Source organism: Methylomonas sp. MED-D (genome assembly GCF_050276835.1).
In the GTDB taxonomy this organism is placed as follows: Bacteria; Pseudomonadota; Gammaproteobacteria; order Methylococcales; family Methylomonadaceae; genus Methylomonas; species Methylomonas koyamae_A.
In genome coordinates this window covers 3,661,814-3,684,005 of record NZ_CP189965.1, presented here as the reverse complement: position 1 = coordinate 3,684,005, position 22,192 = coordinate 3,661,814, and the positions used below count along the sequence as shown (strand labels likewise).

General features: G+C 55.4%; 16 protein-coding genes and 1 riboswitch. Of the genes, 14 read left to right on the top strand and 2 right to left on the bottom strand.

Annotated features, from left to right (window positions below):
• The first annotated feature begins 439 nt into the window (after window positions 1-439).
• The 14 genes from ACQE3E_RS16480 to ACQE3E_RS16415 all read left to right on the top strand — a co-directional run bounded on the left by ACQE3E_RS16480 (window position 440) and on the right by ACQE3E_RS16415 (window position 20,405).
• Window positions 440-1,498 (top strand): hypothetical protein, encoded by a 1,059-nt coding sequence (locus ACQE3E_RS16480; protein WP_313729699.1) that lies wholly within the window; start codon window positions 440-442, stop codon window positions 1,496-1,498.
• A 426-nt stretch (window positions 1,499-1,924) separates the two neighbouring features.
• Complete coding sequence (locus ACQE3E_RS16475) at window positions 1,925-2,998, top strand: hypothetical protein (protein WP_313729700.1); 1,074 nt, start codon at window positions 1,925-1,927, stop codon at window positions 2,996-2,998.
• Window positions 2,999-3,471: 473 nt separating this feature from the next.
• Window positions 3,472-4,539 (top strand): hypothetical protein, encoded by a 1,068-nt coding sequence (locus ACQE3E_RS16470; protein ID WP_313729701.1) that lies wholly within the window; start codon window positions 3,472-3,474, stop codon window positions 4,537-4,539.
• Between the two features lie 263 nt (window positions 4,540-4,802).
• On the top strand, window positions 4,803-7,073 hold the full coding sequence (locus tag ACQE3E_RS16465; RefSeq protein ID WP_313729702.1) for a cytochrome c peroxidase: 2,271 nt from the start codon (window positions 4,803-4,805) through the stop codon (window positions 7,071-7,073).
• Between the two features lie 105 nt (window positions 7,074-7,178).
• On the top strand, window positions 7,179-7,973 hold the full coding sequence (locus ACQE3E_RS16460; RefSeq protein ID WP_313729703.1) for a VPLPA-CTERM sorting domain-containing protein: 795 nt from the start codon (window positions 7,179-7,181) through the stop codon (window positions 7,971-7,973).
• A 283-nt stretch (window positions 7,974-8,256) separates the two neighbouring features.
• The gene (locus ACQE3E_RS16455; protein ID WP_313729704.1) at window positions 8,257-9,363 is read left to right on the top strand and encodes a PEP-CTERM sorting domain-containing protein; all 1,107 of its coding nucleotides are present in this window, start codon (window positions 8,257-8,259) and stop codon (window positions 9,361-9,363) included.
• 381 nt (window positions 9,364-9,744) lie between these two features.
• Entirely contained in the window at window positions 9,745-10,524 is a 780-nt protein-coding gene (locus ACQE3E_RS16450; protein ID WP_313729705.1) for a VPLPA-CTERM sorting domain-containing protein, read from the top strand.
• A gap of 42 nt (window positions 10,525-10,566) precedes the next feature.
• A riboswitch (cyclic di-GMP riboswitch) is annotated at window positions 10,567-10,649 on the top strand.
• Window positions 10,650-10,728: 79 nt separating this feature from the next.
• Window positions 10,729-11,781, top strand: a complete 1,053-nt coding sequence (locus ACQE3E_RS16445; RefSeq protein ID WP_313729706.1) for a hypothetical protein — start codon at window positions 10,729-10,731, stop codon at window positions 11,779-11,781.
• Window positions 11,782-12,152: 371 nt separating this feature from the next.
• Window positions 12,153-13,676, top strand: coding sequence for a fused MFS/spermidine synthase (locus ACQE3E_RS16440; RefSeq protein WP_427500857.1), 1,524 nt, complete (start codon window positions 12,153-12,155; stop codon window positions 13,674-13,676).
• Between the two features lie 154 nt (window positions 13,677-13,830).
• On the top strand, window positions 13,831-15,729 hold the full coding sequence (locus tag ACQE3E_RS16435; RefSeq protein WP_313729708.1) for a DUF1566 domain-containing protein: 1,899 nt from the start codon (window positions 13,831-13,833) through the stop codon (window positions 15,727-15,729).
• A gap of 42 nt (window positions 15,730-15,771) precedes the next feature.
• Complete coding sequence (locus ACQE3E_RS16430) at window positions 15,772-16,272, top strand: TlpA family protein disulfide reductase (RefSeq protein ID WP_313729709.1); 501 nt, start codon at window positions 15,772-15,774, stop codon at window positions 16,270-16,272.
• Between the two features lie 5 nt (window positions 16,273-16,277).
• Entirely contained in the window at window positions 16,278-16,505 is a 228-nt protein-coding gene (locus ACQE3E_RS16425) for a DUF4266 domain-containing protein (RefSeq protein WP_064025112.1), read from the top strand.
• Window positions 16,492-19,311, top strand: coding sequence for a DUF3570 domain-containing protein (locus ACQE3E_RS16420; protein ID WP_313729710.1), 2,820 nt, complete (start codon window positions 16,492-16,494; stop codon window positions 19,309-19,311). Before ACQE3E_RS16425 ends, ACQE3E_RS16420 begins: the two co-directional genes overlap by 14 nt.
• A gap of 80 nt (window positions 19,312-19,391) precedes the next feature.
• Window positions 19,392-20,405, top strand: a complete 1,014-nt coding sequence (locus tag ACQE3E_RS16415; RefSeq protein WP_313729711.1) for a hypothetical protein — start codon at window positions 19,392-19,394, stop codon at window positions 20,403-20,405.
• A 36-nt stretch (window positions 20,406-20,441) separates the two neighbouring features.
• Here the strand turns inward: ACQE3E_RS16415 and ACQE3E_RS16410 are convergent, their stop codons facing one another.
• Together ACQE3E_RS16410 and ACQE3E_RS16405 are read right to left on the bottom strand one after the other, a co-directional pair.
• Complete coding sequence (locus ACQE3E_RS16410) at window positions 20,442-21,413, bottom strand: 2-hydroxyacid dehydrogenase (protein WP_313729712.1); 972 nt, start codon at window positions 21,411-21,413, stop codon at window positions 20,442-20,444.
• A gap of 190 nt (window positions 21,414-21,603) precedes the next feature.
• Window positions 21,604-22,092 carry a hypothetical protein gene (locus tag ACQE3E_RS16405; protein WP_427500856.1) on the bottom strand — a complete coding sequence of 163 codons (489 nt, stop codon included), beginning with the start codon at window positions 22,090-22,092 and terminating at the stop codon, window positions 21,604-21,606.
• Between the last annotated feature and the right edge of the window lie 100 nt (window positions 22,093-22,192).

Genomic DNA, 22,192 nt, shown 5'->3' with positions numbered 1-22,192 from the left:
TTAAGTTTGAGTTTTATCTTGCATTACCGCTTGTCTGAAGCACTCGATGGTAGGCCGATTATCAAGTTAGAGAAATAGAGGCGCGAGCAAAAGACGAGCTAATTTTGTCGAATCGATGCTTATTTGAGAAAGGATGGTCCTTTTAGAGGCTTTGCAGAGAAAACAGAATTGTTAAAATTGATAGACCGAATTGTAAATTAAGGGATATGCCGCAGCAATATGGCGATTAAACATAGTTTAATTATTTTATTTTTATAAGATATTAATTTGTATATTAAAAATATCTGGCACATTTATTGAATTAACATTTGCGTTAGGATGTTCTAACGTCCGAGGGCGCGTGGAGCGTTCGAGGAATTGGGTCACCGATAAGTTGGCGTCGGTTTGGTTATTGCTCGCTGGGTATTTTCAACATATCAAAATGGTGTTAGGGAAATTGATGAACAAGGGTAAACAAGTCATATTGCGCCGGTCGATAGCGTCGGCGCTGGGCATCGCTGGTATGGCGGTATATTCCAGTCAGGCGGCGGCGATCAGTCCGCCGTCACTACCGGTTTTGACCGCGGGCGCGGTCGCGACGGTCGAGTCGGCCTCCGGGGATCCGGCGGCTTCCAGCGTCGCGGCAACCAATATCGTGCCGAACCGAGCGTGGTCTGACTACGGCCCAGATTACAACTACGGTTGGACCTATATCGCTCAGTACCGTATTTTCCAGGTTGGCGGTGAAGCCGATATTGCCGCCGGCACCCGTTTCGATTTGACGGTCGACTTGCAAGCCAAGGCCGGCGTTGTGACTTACCGACGCGGAAGTGCTCAACCCAATCCGGTAGAGCCGATGAATTATCCTGCATTCTCGATCTGGACCAGCGGCAGCGATCCTCTGGTTTTCGGCCAACCGAATGGCCTGGGCTATGGTCACTCCTGGAATCAGGTGCGCGGAGGTTACGGCGATGGCGGGAATGCCGACGACCCGTGCGGCGTCGGCGGCGATTGCGCGCTGGGCAGTAATGGCTGGCTCGGGAGCGGTGGCGGCGGCAATGTTGTAGATGGCCACGACGGTTGGATAGGCTATACCAACGCCGGTTACTCGTTTACCAACGGCGACGGCGACAAGATTCAGGGTTTGTATGCTGGCGCCGGCAATCCGGATAACCTCGGCGAATACGGCGGTGGTGCTGGCGATCCGTTGAACGGCAAGACCGTCACCAACGTCAACGCAAATTCGCCCTATGTCGAATCCGGCCAGGCAACTTTGCGGTTCGGCGAAGCCATCCTGAATTTGACCGGCCTGAAAGCCGGCTACTATCTGATCGGTTATGCGGGTGTTTGTCCCGACAGTAATGCCAATGGTCAGCAGTGCGATTTGGCCACAGGCAATGCCTATAAATTGACCATCACCAACAACGGGTTAACCACCGTGCCGGTGCCTGGGGCGGTATGGCTATTTGGATCGGTGATCGCCGGAATTTCGATTGTTGGAAGACAGCGCGCCGGTTGATGGCGCGCTTGTATTGTTATACGGCGTACAGGTTTTGGCGTTAGAGCCGCAGGCGCGGCATTGCTTGTGGCGTTGGATTGTCAACGGATCGTGGCTTTGCGCGCGGTGGCTAATTGTTCCTCCGCGTTCGAGATTGCCATGGGCTGGCTGAAAATCCGCCGGAAAATTGGTTTGCGAACTTTCAGCCCAGGGATGTCGCGCGACAATCCTTTAGGATCTATTTAACCGCGCTTTCGGTAAACCATTGAATTGCACGCACTAGCCATCGGCATATTTTTAGACTGAAGGTCGCAATCTTTAACTAGGAAAAAACTAATGACCGCGCGAGCGGGTCGTGGAAAATCTGGATATTGCCCGAAGATTGCCGGACGGCTCCGGTACCGAGATTTGGGATGTGAAGTGAATAACTCATTCAAGGTGAATTAAATGAAGAAACAACAGAACGTTTTGCGTCGATCAATTTTGGCCGCGTTGGGCGTTGCCGGCATGGTGGCGTATTCTAATCAGGCTGCGGCGATCAGCCCCGCGACGCTGCCGACGCTGACGGCGGGTGCCGTCGCGACGGTCGAGTCGGCGTCCGGCAATCCGGCGGCATCCAGTGTTGCGGCAACCAATACCACGCCGAACCGCGCGTGGTCCGACACAGTGATACACAACAACGGTTGGACGCACAACGCGGAGTTTCGAATTTTCCAGGTCGGCAGTGAAGCGGACATTGCCGCCGGCACCCGTTTTGACATAACAGTCGACTTGCAAGCCAAGGCGGGTGTTGTGACTTACACGAGGAAAAGAGATGATGGTGTGACCACTTTGGTTGGGCCCACGCCGGTAACGCCGTTGAATTATCCCGCGTTTTCGATCTGGACTAGCGGTAGCGATCCGCTGGTGGCGGGAAAATCAAACGGTAACGGATACGGTCACGCCTGGAATCAAGTGCGAGGCGGTTATGGCGACGGCGGCACCGCTGACGATCCCTGCGGGGCCGGCGGCGATTGCGCGCTGGGCAGCAACGGCTGGCTGGGTTCGGGAAGTATCGGCAACATTCTGGATGGGCATGATGCTTGGATAGGCTATGCCAACGCCGGCTACTCGTTTACCAACGGCGACGGCGACAAGATTCAGGGTTTGTACGCCGGTGCTGGCAATCCGGATAACCTTGGTGAATATGGCGGCGGCGCTAGCGACCCGTTGAACGGTAACGCGCTGTACAACGCCAACCAAAATTCGCCCTATGTCGGCTCAGGCGACGCTGTTTTGAGTTTTGGTGAAGCCATCCTGAATTTGACCGGTCTGAAAGCCGGCTACTATCTGATCGGTTACGCGGGTGCCTGCCCGGACGGTAACGCCAATGGCCAGGGTTGCGACTTTGCTACGGGTAACGCTTATAAACTGACGATCAGCAACAACGGCGTTACGACGGTGCCGGTGCCTGGGGCGGTTTGGTTATTCGCGACCGCGATCGCCGGTATTTCAATCGTCAGAAGACAGCGTATCAGTTGACGGCGAACTTGGATTATTAGCGACGTATAGGTTTGAGCGTTAGGGCGGTGAGTGCCGCGTGATTGAGCGTCAATGGCTGATTGACTGTGCGCGGCGGTGAGTCGTTAGCGGAGCGTGGCTTAAACGCGCGGAGGGCGATTGCTTTGCCATGTTTGAGTTTTTCGTGGGTTGGCTGCAAGTTCGCCGGAACATCGCTTACCAACGCTCAAGTAAGGCATATGACGTAGCACATTCTTTAAATAACATAGTTTAAATACACTTTCTAGCTAATCCATTAATTTTTATAGCGCTAAAGTGTGGCATGTTTTTTGATTGAAACTCATTGAAATAAAATACCCTAGTCGTTACCAGGAAAAAGCCAATGCCTGTGTGAGCGGGCCTCGGAAAATCTGGATCTTGCCTCAAGATTGCCAGACTGCCCCGGTAAACAGATTTGGGATGGGAAGTTACCAATGTCATTCGAGGCAAATTTAATGAAGAAACAACACAACGTATTACGTAGATCGATTATGGTCACGCTGGGTGTCGCCGGCATGGCGGCGTATTCCAATCAGGCCGCTGCTATTAGCCCCGCGACGCTGCCGGTTTTGACGGCGGGTGCCGTCGCAACGGTCGAGTCGGCGTCAGGCAACCCAGCGGCATCCAGTGTCGCGGCGACGAATACCGCGCCAAACCGCGCGTGGTCGGACTACGGTACAAATCTTAACTATGGTTGGACGCACACGGCGGGATTTCAGATTTTTCAGGTCGGCAACGAGGCCGACATTGCCGCCGGTACTCGTTTCAACGTGACCGTGGACCTTCAAGCGAAGTCCGGCGTTGTGACCTACAAGAAAACGGGTGGCGTGGTGACCGGGCCTACTTCGGTGGCTCCGATGAATTACCCCGCGTTTTCGATCTGGACTAGCGGTAGCGATCCGTTGGTGACAGGAAAAGCAAACAACGGATACGGTCATTCCTGGAACCAAGTGCGCGGCGGTTATGGCGACGGCGGCACTGCCGACGATCCGTGCGGTCAGGGCGGCGATTGCGCTCTGGGCAGTAACGGTTGGTTGGGTACTGGGAGTGTCGGTAACATTCTGGATGGGCATGACGGTTGGATAGGCTACGCCAACGCCGGCTACTCGTTTACCAACGGTGACGGCGACAAGATTCAGGGTTTGTATGCCGGTGCCAGCAATCCGCAGAATCTCGGCGAATATGGCGGTGGCGCTAGCGACCCGTTGAACGGTACGGCGCTATACAACTACAACCAAAATTCGCCCTATGTCGGTTCAGGCGAGGCGGTTTTGAGTTTGGGCGAAGCCATCTTGAACTTGACCGGCCTGAAAGCCGGCTACTATCTGATCGGTTACGCCGGGGCTTGCCCGGACAACAACGCCAATGGTCAGGGTTGCGAATTTGGCGCGGGTAACGCTTATAAACTGACGATCAGCAATAACGGTGTTACCACGGTGCCGGTGCCGGGCGCGGTTTGGTTGTTCGGTTCGGCGGTAGCCGGCTTTTTAGGTATACGGCGCGGCAAGTCGCGAGTTGCCTGATTCGCGATCGTTTACCGAGAGTCCAGGCATGGCGGAGCCTGGACTCGCTTTCCCAGGCGGTCGCCTCGTTGTTTGACGGGGAACTGCTTGGCGACGTTTGAACTTAGCTGTTTTAAGAGTATTCCGCCAGAGTTGCCGGATGGTCGATGGTCTGACGCGAGCTGATCGCATGTCGGGCAAACCCGGTTTTTTATCGCTGCTAAACACCGTGCCGCTTTCCGGTCGGTTTTACTGGAACTTGAGCGGGTTCCTACGAGGTTTCCATGAAGTTTTTTGTTAAGTTACAGATTGCGCTGTTGCTCGGAGCGATGGTGCGGCCCGCGCTGGCGCACGGTCCGGTGCCGGTTTCGTTGCGCAACGTACCGGTGCCGCCAGTGCCTGGCTTGCTGGATGGCGGCGACCCCATCGTCGTCGATAAAAACGCCGCGATTGCGTTGGGTAAGGCCTTGTTTTGGGATACCAACTTGGGCAGCGACGGCATGGCGTGCGGATCTTGTCATTTTCATGCGGGCGCCGACGGTCGGGTTAAAAACCAGATCAATCCCGGTGCCAAGAGTACCAGGCCTAGCGGGCAGACTTTCGATACACTAGCTTCCGGCGGCGGCGGTCCTAATCATACCCTGTCGCTTAGCGATTTTCCGCTGCATCAACTGAGCAATCCGGCCGATCAATTCAGTGACGTGATTTCAACGACCGACGATGTTGTTGCCTCGTCGGGTACTTTTAGCGGCACGTTCAAAGGTTCTTCCCGGCTGACGGGCGGTAACGACGATTGCGCGCGTGGCGCCGATCCGGTGTTTAACGTCAATCATGTCGGTACCCGGCGGGTGGAACCGCGCAATGCGCCGACCGTGATTAACTCGGTGTTTAATTTCCGAAATTTTTGGGACGGCCGGGCCAACAATATTTTCAACGGTAGCAGCCCGTGGGGCGACCGCGACCCCGATGCCGGCGTTTGGGTTAAATTAAACGCGCGTAGCGTCGAGAAGCAAAAACTTCGCCTGGTAAACTCCTCGTTGGCATCGCTGGCGACCGGTCCGGCGCTTAGCGATACAGAGATGAGTTGCCAGAAGCGCAAATGGTCGGATATCGGTCGTAAGTTGCTTCAACGGCAGCCGCTGCAAAATCAAAAGGTTCATCCCGAGGATGGCGTGCTTGGGCCGTTGAGTCTGAGTAGTGCCGGTAACTTGAAACCCGGCTTGAACACGACGTATAAAAACCTGATTATCAAAGCGTTTAACGCGAAATATTGGGCGTTCAGTGGCACAGGTCCTTTCGGCGCGCCAACCGGGCAGACGCCTTACAGCCAGATGGAAGCCAACTTCTCGATGTTTTTTGGCTTGGCCTTGCAGCTTTATCAGTCGACTTTGATCTCCGACCAATCGCCGTTCGACTTGAGTCCGCTCAACGCGCAATTGCGGCCGACCTGGACCAACGTGAACGGTGCCACGCCCGCCGAGACGACCGCGTTGCGCGCGTCCCTGACGAGAGGTAATGGCGTGTTTTTCAATAACCATTGCAATCTGTGCCATACCGGGCCGACCATGAGTTTGGCGGCGTTGGCGTCTAGCGCGGCCTTGTTGACGCCGACCGAAGGTAAAACCTTTGGGCCGGACGCGACGCCTATCGCTTACGGTCCGAACGCCTTTGGACCCAACAACGCGGTCAGATACGCAGGGTTGACACGTTATGTCAACGTGGTAACGCGCGATTACGCCGCCAACACCACGCCGACGTTGATGGATTTGGGTTTTGTTAACACCGGCGTTGCCGATCCCGACGATGATCCCGGTGTCGGCGGCGTCGATGATTTCGGGAATCCGCTGTCGTTTAGCGCGCAATACGTCAATTACGTATTGGGTGAGACGGCAGGGGTTAAAGATGCCGTGGTTACAACCACTCGGGCTTGCGATTTTCTCGCCGGATTCGCGGTGAATACCAGTTATGTGTCTCCAAGCTATTTCACGACCGTTGATGACCTGATCGCCGACGGCAGCAAGGAAGGCGTGTTACGAAACGTCAATTGCGCAGACCCCGCGTGGGCCTACTTGCCGTCGGTGGCGGCGGCTCGGGCGGCGGTTGGCGGTCCTAAATTAGCTGTGGCTACCTACGCCGCGTTCAAAGTGCCGACTCTTAGGAATATCGAATTGACCGGTCCGTATATGCATAACGGCGGCATGGCGACACTGGAGCAGGTGATCGAGTTTTACACGCGACACGGCAACTTTTATAACGACAACTTGCACGAACAAATCAATACGATTGCATCGGACTTGAACACGGCTACCAATCGCGCGGATTTGATCGCTTTCTTGAAATCCTTCACCGACGAGAGGGTGCGATACCAAAAAGCGCCGTTCGATCATCCGGAGGTGGTGGTGCCGAACGGTCATGTTGGCGATGCGGGCCTTGTAACGGCCGGCAATCCATTGTTGGCGAATTTCGCGAAGGATGAGGTCATGGTCGTCCCGGCGGTTGGGGCGAGCGGATCGACCGAGCCGACCTTGCGCTTCGATCAGTTATTAGCGCAATAAAAATAGCCGGCCGCCGCCAGTGTAAATTGGGCCGGCGGCTAGGGAATAGTGAATTGGCAGCGGGTCTCGGTCGTCTTGACGATCCGTCTAAATAGGGTTCTAACAATGAAAATAGCGAATAAATACAGTCCAATTCCTTGGGTTGCCGTCGCGGTCGGGTTGTGCGGGGCGCAACCCGTCATGGCGGCCGCCACTCAAAACGCATCGGCGAATTTGAGTTACTCGGTGGCGAGCATCGTGAATCTGACCAATCCGGGAGATTTATCGGGTTTACAAATTGCGGGTTCGTTTCAACAGATCGATACGCCGGTGTATGATGGCGGCGATTACTCATGGTCCGATATCGTTGGAGACGGAAGTGTTAGCGCACAGAATCCAGGCTTGAGTGCTGCCGGTGCATTTTCTTACCGTTTTGCGGTGGACACCAGTTTGAACAGCGGAGCACTCAATTCCCATCATTTGGGCTGGTATGGGCTGGAGTTTACGAATCTCGGCAGCGATGTGTATTCGATCAGCGTGAGACTGGATTACGACTTGCAGGTTGCCGTTACCGGTGAAAACGGTACCGGTTCGGTGAGTGTCGATTATTTTAGTTCGGACGGGCAAACGCTAGCGGGATATGAGAGAGCGGACGCGTGGCTCGGCGCGCCGATCGCGGCGAGTATCGGCCAATCCGACGTCTTCAATTTCGAATTGGCGGCGGGCGAAGCTCAGGGGCTGTTCGCGGATGTTGTGATCGAAAGTCATTTGGAAGCGTCGCCAGTCCCGCTACCGGCGGCGGCATGGTCTTTTCTGGCCGGTTTGATGGGGCTTCTCGGAATAAAAAAACGCCGTTCCGAACATGGGGCGGCGCGGATCAGTCCCGATAACAGGGTTGCGCAATCCTGTCACATTCAATAGCCGAACTCGGTTAAAGGGTGCGGATTGGAATCGCTTACCGCCCGGTCTTGGCAAATTTTCAGGAACCAAGTGAGTCGGCTGTGTCAGCAGGATACGCAAGGAGTGCGTTAAATGCCCTAATAGATGCGGTATTTAACACAGTTTAGATTTGCTCGGGTGTTGTCGGGCCGGAATTCTCTAGCGGTGTTGTTGGCTTGCTATTTGCTTTAGTTTTAGGACTGGGTTGCTTACGTCCTTACTTGCAAGAATCGTTGAAATTTATCAATCCTTCAGTGGAGAACACATGAAAAATAAAATTTTTTACAAATCGAATGCCAAATCGGCATCTAAATTGGGTCTGGGCATTGCGCTGGCGCTGGCTGGCGTGGCTCAGCAAGCTCAAGCGCATGTCGAGTATTACGATCTCAATCAGGGGGCGCAGATTGGCGATCTGACGGCGGCCGGTAAGGTGCTTTCAACCGCGCAATACGGTGGCACGCCGGCGGCGGTATTGGCGTTGGGCGGTGCTGGGCTTACCCCGGCGCAGCGTTCCGCTAATGGTATTGGCTCCGCGCTTAGCGGCCAAAGCGACCGTCCCCTGAACGACCCTTCTCAATGGAATGCGGCTAATCAGGCCTATACCGGGGTTGGCAGCTTTACCAACGTCAATTACTCATCCGCTGCTAGTTCGGCGACGGTAGATGTGGACGATGTGACGTCTTATGGTTGGTACAACGGTACGACGGCGCTGCTCGGCGATAGTCACAAAGTCGACTTTTTTAACTTCCGCCTGGATCAGGAATCGAAGGTGACGATTTCCTGGACTGTCGATGATGGTACCGGTAACTACATCGATTCGGCCTTTACCTTATATAACGGTGTACTGAACTACCAAGCGCACGACGATGCCAATGAGAAGTTGAATCCGAAGACCGGTTTGGCAAATAGCACCAAGGTTCAGGACGCTCTCGACTCGGCGAATGCGCCGGTCGATGCTCAGGGTATCGCTTCTTCATTTCGCGATACCAGTTTCGCGACGATGGGGGCTACCAACTATGTCGGTCAATTCAATGCCTTGGCGAACTGGGGGCAAGCTAATGTCTCGGGCGACTGGGGTAATATCGAGTTTCGACAAGCCGTGAACGACAATAACCCGGCTGGCGGTGCCGGTACTTCCGCCAGCGAGACTATAGAGACTCTGACCTTAATTCTGGGTGCCGGCAATTACACAATTGGGGCTTCCGGCGCGGTGAATCCAGGCGATTTTAGTCTGTCAAATCTGCATGGTCATTTGGAGTTCTCGGCTGTTGCTACCGCAGCCGCCGTGCCGGTGCCGGGTGCTGTTTGGTTGTTCGGCACTGTCTTGGCTGGATTCGTGGGTTTGAATCGCCGCAAAGTATTATTTGCCTAAATTTCCGACTCGGAAAGCTCGATATGTAACCGATGAATAAAAGACACAAGGATGTGTTATCGGTTGTGAACGGCCCGAAAGGGCCGTTTTTTTTGCCTATGAAAGCTGTTCTTGAGCGGGAGCTTGTCGAGGAAGGAAAGTTGTGCGATTTGCCGATATTATTATTGTAAATAACATAGTTTAATTATTTTACCTGTGTCTTCCCCAGGCTCTATGCGGGAAAAATGCATGGCATACGACTTGCATCCGTACAGGCTAGCTTAGCCGACGAAGTATAGAAAAGATTTTTGGATTGGCTATTGTGTTGTCGGACGATTGATGAAAGTTGGTTTTCATCGGCACGGACGTTGGATCTTTTTACTTGGGGGATTTATGTTGAATATGAATAGGTTTAATTGGGCGGCGCTAGCTGTCGTGTCGCTGTGCGGTTTGTCCGGACAGGCGCAGGCGCATGTCGATTACGCGGATTTAAGCGATCCGATTTCGTCGCCGGGTGGCATCAATGGTGGAACGTTTACCAATTTCGGTTGGCATAACGGTACCGAGGCGGTGTTGGGCGATAGTCATTCGTTGGCCGGCGGGACATTTTTTAAATTTCATCTGGACCAATCTTCGTTAGTGACCATCACTTTTAGCGATATCAGTGGAACAGATGCGTTGAATCCGGCATTCAGTTTGTATTCGGGGCTTTTCGCGGCTGAAGCGCACGACGATACGACGGTAGACCCGTTGAACCCTAAAGTATTGGTTTCCACACCAACGCCGCATGTCGTCAAGTTGGCTTCGCCGGTGGATAACGGTGTGTTGTCGCCGTTTCGCGATACCGAGCACGTCGAATATCGCGGCCAGTTCGATGCGCTGGATTCCTGGAGCATGGCCAATAACAGCGGCGAATGGGCGGTGATTCAATATCTGACTCACGTGGGTCCTGCGGGAGGCAATTCGGTGTCGCTGGTGAATTATCTGTTGGGCGCCGGCGATTATACGATCGCGGCCGGCGGCGGAACGGTTTATGACGCTGCAACCGCGCTGGAGGGTTTGGACGGCCAGATTTCCTTAAGCGTGACGGCGGTGCCTTTGCCGGCGGCAGTATGGTTGTTCGCTCCGGTCTTGGCGGGTTTGACGGCAACGGCAAGGAAACGCAATAGCGCCAAAGGTTGACTTTCGTTTTGGGAAATGAGGAGAAAACAGGACGTTTTGCCAGGGATGGTTCGCCACATTCGCCGCGAGGCGAAGCCGGAAAGCCACGGGTCCTCTTAGGGGGAAGGGACGGCCGGGTTGCAATCGATGTAAGGGACGGATTTGGGGTTCACTGCGAATTCAAGGTCTGTCAGAGGGATAATAATTATTACGGTAAAAATAACTATGAAAAAAATGACTTTAAAAGCTTCGGTTTTAACGTTAGTTGGCGGTATGGCATTAATGTCCGGTCAAGCGATGGCGCACGTGGGTTACGGTTCCGCTTTGTACTGGGGCGCGGGCACTTACGATCCGTTGACAGGTAACACCCAAGGCGCGACAAGTACCTATGGCGCTGCGGCAAACTTTACACCCACCGTATCCAGCAACGGCGGTTATCTGGCCGGTTTGAACCCGGATTCCTTGGGTAATACTCACGACATCCGCTTCCGTTATTTCATTCTGGAAAAAGACGCGAATGTTAGCTTCACCATTACCGGTACAACCAATGCCAATGGTGCAAGCACCTTGAACCCAGGCTTCTCGTTGTACAACGGCGTGGTTCCAGCTTCCTCGCACGACGGCGTGGGCGATGTCGCTTCAACCGCGGCTGATCCCGATACCGCCGCCTATTTGGCGGGAGCGCCTGATTTTGCTTCTTGGTCGCCGTTCGCGGGTGTCAATGACATTCGCGGTGGCGCGGCGGCCGGCACAGCCGCTAACCCTACCGGTTTGTGGGGCGTGTTCGATACCAACGGCAGTATTACCACAGGCAACAATGGCACTGCCGGCGCGACCGATACCCATGGACCAAACTATTTGGGTAATTTAGATACTGCTAAGATCGCAACGATTACCTATACCGGCAAATCGGGTGCGGACGCCGTGGCGGGTTCCAGCTTCACCAACTCATCAGGCGGAACTACTGGCGTTTTAGCGGCCGACGGTACGGTGGATAACAGCGTGTCTTGGAATGGCTTTTTGCACGCCGGCGTCTATACCCTGGCAATCGGCGGCGCCAATGTCGCGGAGTACACCCAGTTGTTCAACGACATCGTCAACGGCGGCGCCACCGCCGGTAGCCAGTACGCGGCAGCCTACACAGCCGACCGTTTGGCCCGCGGTTTGACTATCAGCAACTTCAGCGTAACCACCGTTCCCGTTCCTGGTGCGGTTTGGTTGTTCGGTAGCGCATTGATGGGTTTCCTGGGCATGAAACGCCGCGCGCGTAGCACTTAATTCAAGGAAGGTTATCAGATTGATTCGATAACGTATTGGCGGGATGCCAACCATTCGCGAGCGCTCGCCCCAGGAATTGGGGCAAGCGCTCGTTTTTGTTTTGATGCCATCGGGCCGGTTTGTGACGCTTAAGGATGCCGCTTTAAATGACATTCGATGGCCGAGGCGTTTTTCTTTAGTCGCCGGCATACTGTCGATTCGATGCCGGCAACGGACGATTTGGTTTTTCGCGCTTATAATGCCCGGCCCGATTACCGATCGAGTACTTGTTAGGAAGTTCGCGGCGATCAATAGGTTTTTACTTCTTACTCAAAGTTTGGTCAGTCATGTCTGAAAACGGTTTAACAGATTCTAAAGCGCGGAGCGGCGCATTGAGCACCGCCGCGTTGTTTGCCCTGGTGACGCTTAGCGGCGGCGCCGTGATGATCTTAGAACTGCTGGGGACGCGGATTATCGCGCCGTTTTATGGGGTCAGTTTATACGTTTGGACCGCGCTGATTTCGGTAACGATGATTGCGTTGGCGATCGGTTACTACCTGGGCGGTTATTTGTCGGATCGTTATCCGGCCTTGCGGCTGGCGCATATTTTGGCGCTGGCGTCGGTGACAACGGCGCTGATTCCGTTTCTCGGCGGTCCGGTAATGACGTGGACCAATCCACTGGGAATACGCGGCGGCGCGTTTGTCAGTGCGTTGTTATTGTTTACGCTGCCGCTGACTTCGTTGGCGATGGTTGGTCCCTATGTGATCAAAATGGCCACCCGCGACTTGCGGGGTGTGGGTAGGGCAGTCGGTTCGGTGTATGCGGTTAGCACCGTCGGCAGCGTGATCGGCACACTGTTGCTGGCTTTCTATTTGTTGCCGGAATTCGGTACCCGCGCGATCGTGTTCAGCTTGAGTCTGGCGTTATTAGTGGTGGTGATCGGTTTACTGGTTTTCGACAGGCTGGCGCCGTCAACGGGTGGGGCGACGTTTTCGGTGGTATTGGTGGCCGCTCTGACTTGTACGTTGGCGGCGAACGGCTATGCGAAGACCGTCAAATCGGTCGGCGGCTTTAAGGTGTTGCACGAACAGGAAAGCATCTACGGCTGGGTTAGAGTCGTCGACGACGAGCGCAAGGGCTTTCGCTTGCTGTTGTCCGATTCTTCGGTGCTGAGTGCGGTCGAAAAAGCCCAAGGTCGCAGTTTGCTGGGGTATCAGGTGATATTGGGTTTGGTGCCGCCGTTGTTCAGACCCGAGGCCAATCAAGCCTTGCTGATCGGTTTGGGCGGCGGCCATGTTGCTCGCGATTTAAAGGCTAAGGGACTGGCGACGGACACGATAGAAATCGATCCGGTAGTCGCGGATGCCGCGAAGCAGTATTTCAATTTTCAGCCGACCGGCGAATTTTTGGTGGGCGATGCGCGTTACGAAGTCAAAAAGCTCAATAAGCGCTACGACTTCATCATCCACGACTGTTTTACCGGCGGTTCAGAGCCGACACATATGCTGACGGTCGAGATGTTGAGCGGCTTGAGAGCGATGTTGAACGAGCAGGGTATTCTGGCGCTGAACTACGTCGGCTTCACGCAAGGCGAAGGCGCGAACGCGGTGACCTCGGTTTATAAAACGTTGGCCAGTCTGTTCCCGAATATTCGCGTTTTCACCACCGAAAAAGGCGAATTCACCGATTTTATTTTTCTGGCTTCGCGGGGTGGCATCGAATTCGATCGCAATAAGCCGGAACTCGCTCGGCCGATTCAATGGTTGTCGGAGCACGAATATGCGATGACCGATGCCAACGGTATTCTGATTACCGACGATTATAATCCGATGGAAAGCATGCAGGTCAGGAAGGCCGAGAGCTACCGGAAAATTTTCATGGAACGAATCGCACCCGAATTATTGTTGCTTTAATACCGAATAACCGTTTGATCTCGCCGAATCGTCCGCAGGAATGACGCTTCGATAGCATAAAGTAAGCTTGGCCGTGGTGACTATGAATCGATTTTTGACTGGTAAAGTTTGGTTTCGCTTAATCTGGCTCGCTCTGTTTTTGATGGTGGGGCCCGTGAAGAACTGTTGGGCCGTTCTGTCCGCCAGTGCGGGTTCGAATCAGACCGTGCTCTACAACGCGACCGTCACGCTGAGCGGCAGCGCATGGGATGTGACCAAGGCCGTTAAGCGCTGGCAATGGCGGCAGATTAGCGGCAAGAAAGTCAAGTTGCGTAACGCCAATCGCGCGTCCGCTACTTTCGTTAGTCCGTCGGTTGCCGGGACGCTGAAATTCATGTTGACCGTCACCGACAAAGCCAAGCCCAAGGCGTACGCGGTCGTCAGCGTCACGGTCGTGCCGAGTGCGCCGGGTTTGACCCTGGTTTCGCAAAATTTTAACGCCAATCAGGCGATAGCCGCCGGTCAGACCCAGGTGTTGACTTGGAGCGTGCGCAACGACAGCGGCTACACCTTGTGCGCGAGGGAAGGCGGCATCAGTTCTTGTAAAATTGCGTTGGTCGCTGCGAACGGCACCGGTGGTCTGACGTATACAACGATTCAGCCGGAGAGTACCGATGATTGGGCGAACGGCGTTACCAAGGACTTTTCGGTGAGCGCGATAGCCCCGGCGACGATACCGGCCGGTAGCTATCAACAGGCTTGGACCTTCAGTTACGACAGCGGCCAGAGTTTACCGATCGCCGGCAACGACAGCGGATTGTCGGCGCAACTTTCGGTGGCGCCCATCGTCAGCGTTTCGTTGCTGAACGCGTATTACGGTAGCGACGCGTCAGACACTTACCATGCCGGCGATTCGATCACTCAAGGCACGTCTAAGGTGCTGAATTGGGTTGTGAAAAATAATAGCAACACCTCGCTCGACAGCGTCGTGCTCGCGGCGGGTACGGCGACCGGTAACTTGCAGGTCGCGGCAATCTCGCCCGCGTCGGTCGCCAGTTGGGCGAGCGGCGAAAGCAAGACCTTTTCGGTCACGGTGACCGCGCCCGCCGACGATTTAGGTGGAAGTCATGCGTTAAACTGGAATTTGAGTTACGGTGGCGGTACAGCGTTGACGTTGGATAATAGCCAGCAAATCGGTTTCAGCTTGCAAACGCCAAATCCGAATATTCATTTGGTGTTGGTGCGGCGCTATTTTGAAAACAATGCCGCCGTGGTCGACGGTAGCCAGATCGCTCAGGGGGGCGGCCGTACCGTGAAATGGGATATCCGCAACGACAGCAGCGTGGTATTGAACAATGTTAGCTTGTCGCCCGGTTCGGCGACCGGCAATTTGACGATAGGCGCCATTTCGCCCGCGGTGGCCAATACTTGGGGGATAGGCGAAACCAAAACCTTCTCGGTTGCCGTTTCCGCCGGTGCCGGCGTGTTGTCGGGCCGTCACGGCAAGGTATGGAGTTTGGCCCTCGATGGCAATCCGCTAAATTTGGACGGCAATCAGACTGTGAGTTTTAGTCTGACGACCGCGCCGTTGTCTTGCGAGGTCAGCGCTAGCCCAAGCCTGGTTGGTTTGACCAAATTGAATACGAACGGCGTGGCGGCGATTGCCAGTAGCGCCAGTTGGTCTTGCGTCAAGGATAACAGCAGCGGCCTGATTTGGGAGGTAAAAAGCGATGATGGTGGATTACGCGACAAGGATAACGTGTACACCTGGAGCGAAGCTCAGGCCTATGTGCAATCGGTGAACGCCCAAGGTTTGTGCGGTGCTTTCGATTGGCGCTTGCCGACCGCCGAGGAATTGCTCAGCCTAGTCGGCGCCCGAACCGACGATGCATCGGCGCGGGTCACGCGCCTGATCGACTACGATTTTTATCCGAATAGCCAAACGGCGGATTATTGGTCCAATTCCGATTCGTCCGACGGCAACGCGTGGGGGGTGTCGTTCGAGGACGGCGGTTATGTCTTGAACGCCAAAACGTCCGCACATTACGTTCGCTTGGTTCGCGACGCAAATTAAACGTTAACTTTCGCTAAGGCTTGTTGGGCATTGTTGTAATTTATGAATAAGAGCTATTGTTCGTCCGTGTTGATTTTTGTGTTGGGCATCGCGCTGTCGCTAAACGCGGTTGGCGCAGAAGTAGGGCAAGCGCTACCGTCCTGCGCGGCGAGCTTTGCCGGCAAGGAACCGTTGGATTTTTCCGCCTACCGCGGCAAAGTGGTGTTGGTCGATTTTTGGGCGACTTGGTGCGGACCCTGCTTGAAGTCGATGCCGTTTTTCGATCGCTTGTTCAGTCAATCTCAGCAACGAGGGTTGCAAATTGTGGCGATCAATGTCGATGAAGACACCGAACAAGCGCGGCAATTTATCGAGCAACATCCGGTGAGCTATCCGATTGCCTTCGATGCGGAAGGCGCTTGTCCGAGTGCGTTTCAAGTCAAGGCCATGCCGTCGTCCTATCTGGTCGATAAAACCGGCAAGATTCGTTATGTACATTTGGGATTTAGGGAAGAGGATCAAACGGCGCTCTCGGAAAAGATTGCCGGTTTGTTGGCGGAGTAGTATTCATGGATAAGCAGCGGAAATTAAAGCGGGCGGCGTACCTGGCCCTAGCGTGGCTGGGCTGCCAAGCTTGTGCGGACGTGGCGCCGTGGGAACGAGGAGTGATGGCCAAGGACATTATGTCGTTGGACCCGAACCCCAATCTGAATCACATCCGCGACCATATCTTTACCAGCAGGGAAGCCGCGCAAGGCGGCCGTTCAGGATCGGGAGGCGGTTGTGGCTGTAATTAGTACTGAAAAATCCAAGGCGCTGGCGGCTCTGACGACCGCCGCGTTGAGTTTGCCGGGGCTGGATTGCGCGGCTGGCGTGCCTTCCACTCAGGCCGAGGGCAATACCGAGTACGGTTATTATCAGGAAAGCAGCGGGCGGATGAACGTCCAGATCTTTCACGCGGATGGCCTTATTCCGTTGAACGACCGGTTGGAATTCAACTTTAGCCTGGACCGCGACACCTACACCGGCGCGTCGCCGGCTTACAGTTTGCCGTCGGCGATGACCAACCAGCCGGTAGCGATCAAGACCACCGAAAACGGCAAGGACTACGCGGACGTCGTATCCGCCGCATCGGCGGTTTCGGCGGCCACCTTGTCCGGCGCGGAGAGTCTGTTACAAACTTCGTCGTTCTATCAAGAGGCCTATAACAGCATTTTGACGTCGCTGAACGACGCCGATGCGGCGATCTACGGTAATAACATTCCGCAAGATGTATTGGCCAACAATCAACAGATCGCCAGCTTGGCGGGTTTCGACGCGGCCTTAAACAATTTCATACCCGCCAACGACAAAGCCGTGCAGCGGTTTCAGACCCAGCCGCTGGAAACGCGAACCCAGCCGGTTTTGGGGCTCAAATACTATTTCGATGACACCACGCTGGGCATTACCGGCGGTCAGTCCGAAGAGCCGGACTTTCAGTCCAACTTCGGTAGCCTGAACTTCAGTCACGAATTCAACGACAAACTGACTACCGTGTCTGGCGGATATTCGGTTACTCGCAATGCGATTTTTCGCAATGGCGGGCATTCCCATACCCCGTCCGGCTTGGGCCTGGGCCACATTCACCCGGCCGATTGCGAAATCAGTACCTGTACGGATTATTCCAGTCTGAACGCCAACAGCCTGTTTCACGGCGTCAACTTGGCGATTTCGCACGTGCTTGACAAGAATACCTTGCTGAACTTGGCCGGCTCGTTCACGCACCAGTCCGGCTTTCTGAGTAATGCCTACAAGACGGTTTATGTGCGCGGTGAAATCACCCCGGAAGAATATCTGGCCTTGTCGAATACCGGGGCCAATTCCGAAATCGATTGGAAGGCTATCAGCAAGCTGGAAATCGTCGGCCCGGAATTGTTCAGGGAAAACCGGCCGGGTCAGCGCAATCTGTTTTCGTTTTCGGGGGGCGTCAATCATTACTTTCCGGCGCTGGATGCGGCGCTGCATTTTGATTACCGCTACTACCACGACGATTGGAAAATCGACGCCCATACCTTCGAGATGAAATGGTTGCAATCGCTGCCGTTCGGCATCACGGTGACGCCCAGCGTTCGTTATTACTCGCAATCTAAGGCCGATTTCTTCGCGCCTTATTACTTGGCACCGCGGGCCGACGGCTTCTATTCCAGCGATTTTCGCTTATCGGGGTTCGGCGCATTAAGCGGCGGCGTGATACTGTCCAAGCAAATCGGCAAGGCGGTTAAATTGGAAGCCGGCTTCGAATATTACCAGCGTGCCAGCGCTTTCAAGCTGGGCGGAGGCGGCGGCAGCGATTATGCGGACTACAGCTACTATCTCGCCCACGCCGGCGTCAACATCAATTTGTCGGCGCCCGGCAGTTTACTGAGCGGCGACGGCAGTTTGATCGACAGCTTGTTTGGCGATGGCGATCCGCATGCGCATCACCACCATCATCATCACGGCGCGCCGGTGCCGGCCGGCGTGATGTTCGGGCATATGATGCCCAAGGCCGACGATGTCATGGTCGGCTACATGTATATGTACAACGGCCAAGCCGGCACCATGCTGCACGGCAGCCAGGCGGTATCCGACGCCCAAATCGTCGCGGGCGGTTGCCCCGGTTACGGTTCCGGCGTACCGGCCTTCAACGGCTGTTTGGTCAAGCCGGCGTCGATGCATATGGGCATGCATATGCTTGACATCATGTATGCGCCGACCGACTGGCTGAATTTGATGGTGATGCCGCAGCTAATGGACATGGATATGACCATGAGCGACGACCTGCGTGCCGCGAACTACACGCCGAACTCGACCTACACCGAAAAGCATTACGTCACCGATACCAGTTCGTTTTATGCCGGCATGCATCACACCGTGTTCGATCTTGGCGATACCTCGTTGATCGCGCTGGTCAAGCTGTTCGACGACACGGCCCACCATCTGCACGCCGGTATCGGCGTTAGCGCGCCGACCGGCAATGTCGCGATTCCGCATACGACGCTGAGCACGGTCAACGTGCCGGACAGCCTGGGGGCGGATCATTTCTATCAAGCCAATATCAAGGTCTTGCAAGATTACGGCATGCAATCGGGCAGCGGTACTTGGGATTTCAAGCCGACGCTGACCTACACCGGCGAGCACGACGACGTGTTCTGGGGCGCTCAATTTAGCGCGGTCAAACGCTTGCAGGATAAAAACAAATCGGGTTATGCGCTCGGCGATACCTATCAGGGTTCGACTTGGGCCGGCTACAAAGTCACGCCTTGGCTGTCCGGTACGGTACGAGGCGTTTACACCCAACAGAACAAGCTGAAGGGCGATTTATACCAATTGAATCCGACCGCTTTGCTGCAAGGCCAGACTACGCAACTGGCGCATAATCTGACCTCCACCGTCGATTACCCGCAAAATTCCGGCGGCCATTACTGGGACATCGGTTTGGGGCTTCAGGTGGCTGTGCCGGGCGGCAAATTCGCCGGGCATACCTTCAGTTTGGAATGGCTGCAGCCGATTCAGGATTATGTCAACGGTTATCAGCTGGAGCGCACCGGCGCGTTTTCGGCGCGCTGGAACTATATGTTTTGAGGCAGTGGCTGGCCGATCGAATGCCGGCCCGAGCGGGCTGTTTGCAAGTAAACGATGATGAAGCAAGAACGGAGAATACCGTGTTAGATTCCGATGGCAGACAAGGGCGGCATCGCGGATGCGCCAACGTATCTAGAATTTTGTTGGGTTTGTGGCTTGGCGCGAGCGGATCGTTGACGCCGGCGCTTGCGCATGTCGAGTACTACGATTTGAATCAAGGGGCGCAAATCGGCGACTTAACGGTGGCCGGCAAGACCCAGTCCACGGCGCAATACGGCGCGAATCCATCCGTCACCGGACCGGGGGTGACCTTGAATACGACCTCCGGTCGGCCGCTAAACGATCCGGCTTACTGGAACGGCACCTACCAGTCTTACACCGGTGTCGGTACCTTCAGTAACGTGCATTACGATGCGGATCTTAGCAGCGCGACCGTCGATGTCGACGATGTCACCGACTGGGGCTGGGGCGACGGTACCCATAGTTTGGCGACCGGGCCTATCGGCACCTTGGGCGATACTCATAAGGTAGATTTCTTTAATTTTCGGCTGGCCAAGGCGTCGTTGGTGACGATCACCTGGAATGTCAACGACGCCGACGGAAACTATATCGACAACGGTTTTAGCGTGTTTCGCGGCGTGATGAATTACCAAACTCACGACGACTCCAGCGAACGCTTAAATCCGACGACGTTCGGCGTCGGCAAGGTGCAAAGCGCGCTGGATACCGGTACCGTGCGGGATGCGCAGGGAATCGCCTCGGCCTACCGGAATACCACCGCATCTGGTCCCGGCAACTACATAGGCCAATTCAACGCGCTCGACAATTGGGGCTGCGGCAACCAAGCGGGTAATTGGAGCGCGGTGTCCTTCGTCGCGGCGGTCAATTCGCATAATCCAGCCGATGGCTTCTCCAATAATCCCAACGACACCTTGGAAAGTTTGACCATTAAACTGGCGCCAGGCAATTACATCATTGCCGCGTCCGGCGCGCTCGGTGCCCAAGGTTACGGCACTAATCCGGGTACGTTTAACCTATCCAATTTGCACGGACATTTGACGTTCCAAGCCACCGCGATCGAGGCTTGCCAATAATAAGTCGCTAAACGGAGTCGGCGCGGCGGCCAGCGTTTAGACGACCCGATCCGGCGGTTCGGCTCCCGCGAAAAACGCCTGCAGATTGCGCAGCACTTTTTCCCCCATCGCCGTTCGCGTTGAGATCGTCGCGCTACCCAGATGCGGCAGCAGCGTGACATTGTCCAGCTTCAAGAAGCCGGGATCCAGATGCGGTTCGTTTTCGTAGACATCCAGGCCGGCGCCGGCGATGCGTTTTTCGGTCAACGCGTCGATTAAGGCGCGACTATCGACCACGTCGCCGCGCGCGGTATTGATCAAATGCGCCGTTGGCTTCATCTGTCGCAAACGTTCGGCATTCATCAAATGACGGGTCTGATTGCCGCCGGGGCAATGCAAGGAGACGTAATCGCAGCGCGGCAGCAGCTCTTCGATGCTGGCGCAACGTTCCGCATGCAGATCGTCGACCACTTCGGGATCGGCGGGAGTGGGTTTGACATAGAGGATTTTCATCCCGAAGCCGTGGTGCGCCTTGCGGGCCATCGCTTGAGCGATACGGCCGAAGCCGATCAGGCCCAACGTGGCGCCGGTGACGTCGCTGCTCATCATTTGGGTCGGACACCAGCCGCTCCATAGCCCGCTCCGTACCAGCCGGTCGCCCTCGGCGCCGCGCCGCGCCGACATCAGTAGCAAGGTCATCGCGATATCCGCGGTAGCTTCGGTTAAAACGCCCGGCGTGTTGGTGACGACCAAGCCGTTGGTGCGGGCGGCATCGATGTCGATATGGTTGTAGCCGACGCCGAAGTTGGCGATGATTTTGCAACGCCGGTTGGCGGCATTCAGAATGTCGGACCCGAGGGTGTCGCAGACGCTGGGACAAATCGCGTCGTATGTTTGCATGGCGCCACGGAATGCGTCGGCATCCAAAGGCTGGTCCTCGGGGTTCAGCGTCACGTCGTATAGACTGAGCAACTTCGCTTCGACGCCGGCCGGCCAGCGGCGGCTGATCAATACCTTGGGCTTGGGCATGCGGGACACCTTGAGTTTACTGGAGAAGTCTTCAGTATAACCTCGGTCGGTCCGGCTGACGAAGCCCGCGGAGCTTGAGTTAGCTTTAACAGGTGCTTAGAAACCCGCAAACCTCGTGGGTGTTATGGCCCATTACCTATCATTAGTCGCCATTGCCCCGCGCTCAGCGCATTCGGGGGCTACAGGAAGCTTAATGGCTTCGCGAAGTTTGGTAGCGCCTGCGCTGTAAGGCCAGGCAGCCCAGCAAGCTCCCTAAACCGAACCAGGCGGTAGCAATCGGCAAATTGGGTAGCGCGGCCAGTCGGTTTTGGCGAGGCGGGTTTGCCGACTCGGCTATCGTCAGGCGGTAACTGAAATCCGGGAGTAAGGCCCAGGCACCGCTGCTGATGGCCGGGTAATCGAACCAATCGACTTCAAAGGACCGACCGGTTGCTCCGGCGGGAACGCCGGTTCGCGCGGACGATTTCGGCAAGTATGACACCGAGTCTTCGCCGCGGCAGGCCGAGGATGCGCAGAAGGCAGTCCAGCCGCTGGACTTTGCTTGCCATGCCGATTGGTCTGGCAGGTGTACGGTGTCGGCGAATTCCGGCGCGAACGAGCTGTACGGGGAATCGGCGCGGGATTGGGTAATCGCGGGTGTAACGACGAACAGCATTATCAATAACTGCTTGAGTTTCATGGCATGCTCCTGTTTTACGTTGCAAAGCATCAAGCAATTCAGGTGCCAGTTTTATAAGTTATTGATTGTTATCAGTATCGCGTGTCGGCTGAGCTGGCGC

Coding starts and splice junctions, on each gene's coding strand:
- ACQE3E_RS16480 (WP_313729699.1), top strand. CDS start 440: ATGAACAAGGGTAAACAAGTCATATTGCGCCGGTCGATAGCGTCGGCG.
- ACQE3E_RS16405 (WP_427500856.1), bottom strand. CDS start 22,092: ATGAAACTCAAGCAGTTATTGATAATGCTGTTCGTCGTTACACCCGCG.
- ACQE3E_RS16445 (WP_313729706.1), top strand. CDS start 10,729: ATGAAAAAAATGACTTTAAAAGCTTCGGTTTTAACGTTAGTTGGCGGT.
- ACQE3E_RS16455 (WP_313729704.1), top strand. CDS start 8,257: ATGAAAAATAAAATTTTTTACAAATCGAATGCCAAATCGGCATCTAAA.
- ACQE3E_RS16430 (WP_313729709.1), top strand. CDS start 15,772: ATGAATAAGAGCTATTGTTCGTCCGTGTTGATTTTTGTGTTGGGCATC.
- ACQE3E_RS16475 (WP_313729700.1), top strand. CDS start 1,925: ATGAAGAAACAACAGAACGTTTTGCGTCGATCAATTTTGGCCGCGTTG.
- ACQE3E_RS16410 (WP_313729712.1), bottom strand. CDS start 21,413: ATGCCCAAGCCCAAGGTATTGATCAGCCGCCGCTGGCCGGCCGGCGTC.
- ACQE3E_RS16450 (WP_313729705.1), top strand. CDS start 9,745: ATGAATAGGTTTAATTGGGCGGCGCTAGCTGTCGTGTCGCTGTGCGGT.
- ACQE3E_RS16470 (WP_313729701.1), top strand. CDS start 3,472: ATGAAGAAACAACACAACGTATTACGTAGATCGATTATGGTCACGCTG.
- ACQE3E_RS16460 (WP_313729703.1), top strand. CDS start 7,179: ATGAAAATAGCGAATAAATACAGTCCAATTCCTTGGGTTGCCGTCGCG.
- ACQE3E_RS16465 (WP_313729702.1), top strand. CDS start 4,803: ATGAAGTTTTTTGTTAAGTTACAGATTGCGCTGTTGCTCGGAGCGATG.
- ACQE3E_RS16425 (WP_064025112.1), top strand. CDS start 16,278: ATGGATAAGCAGCGGAAATTAAAGCGGGCGGCGTACCTGGCCCTAGCG.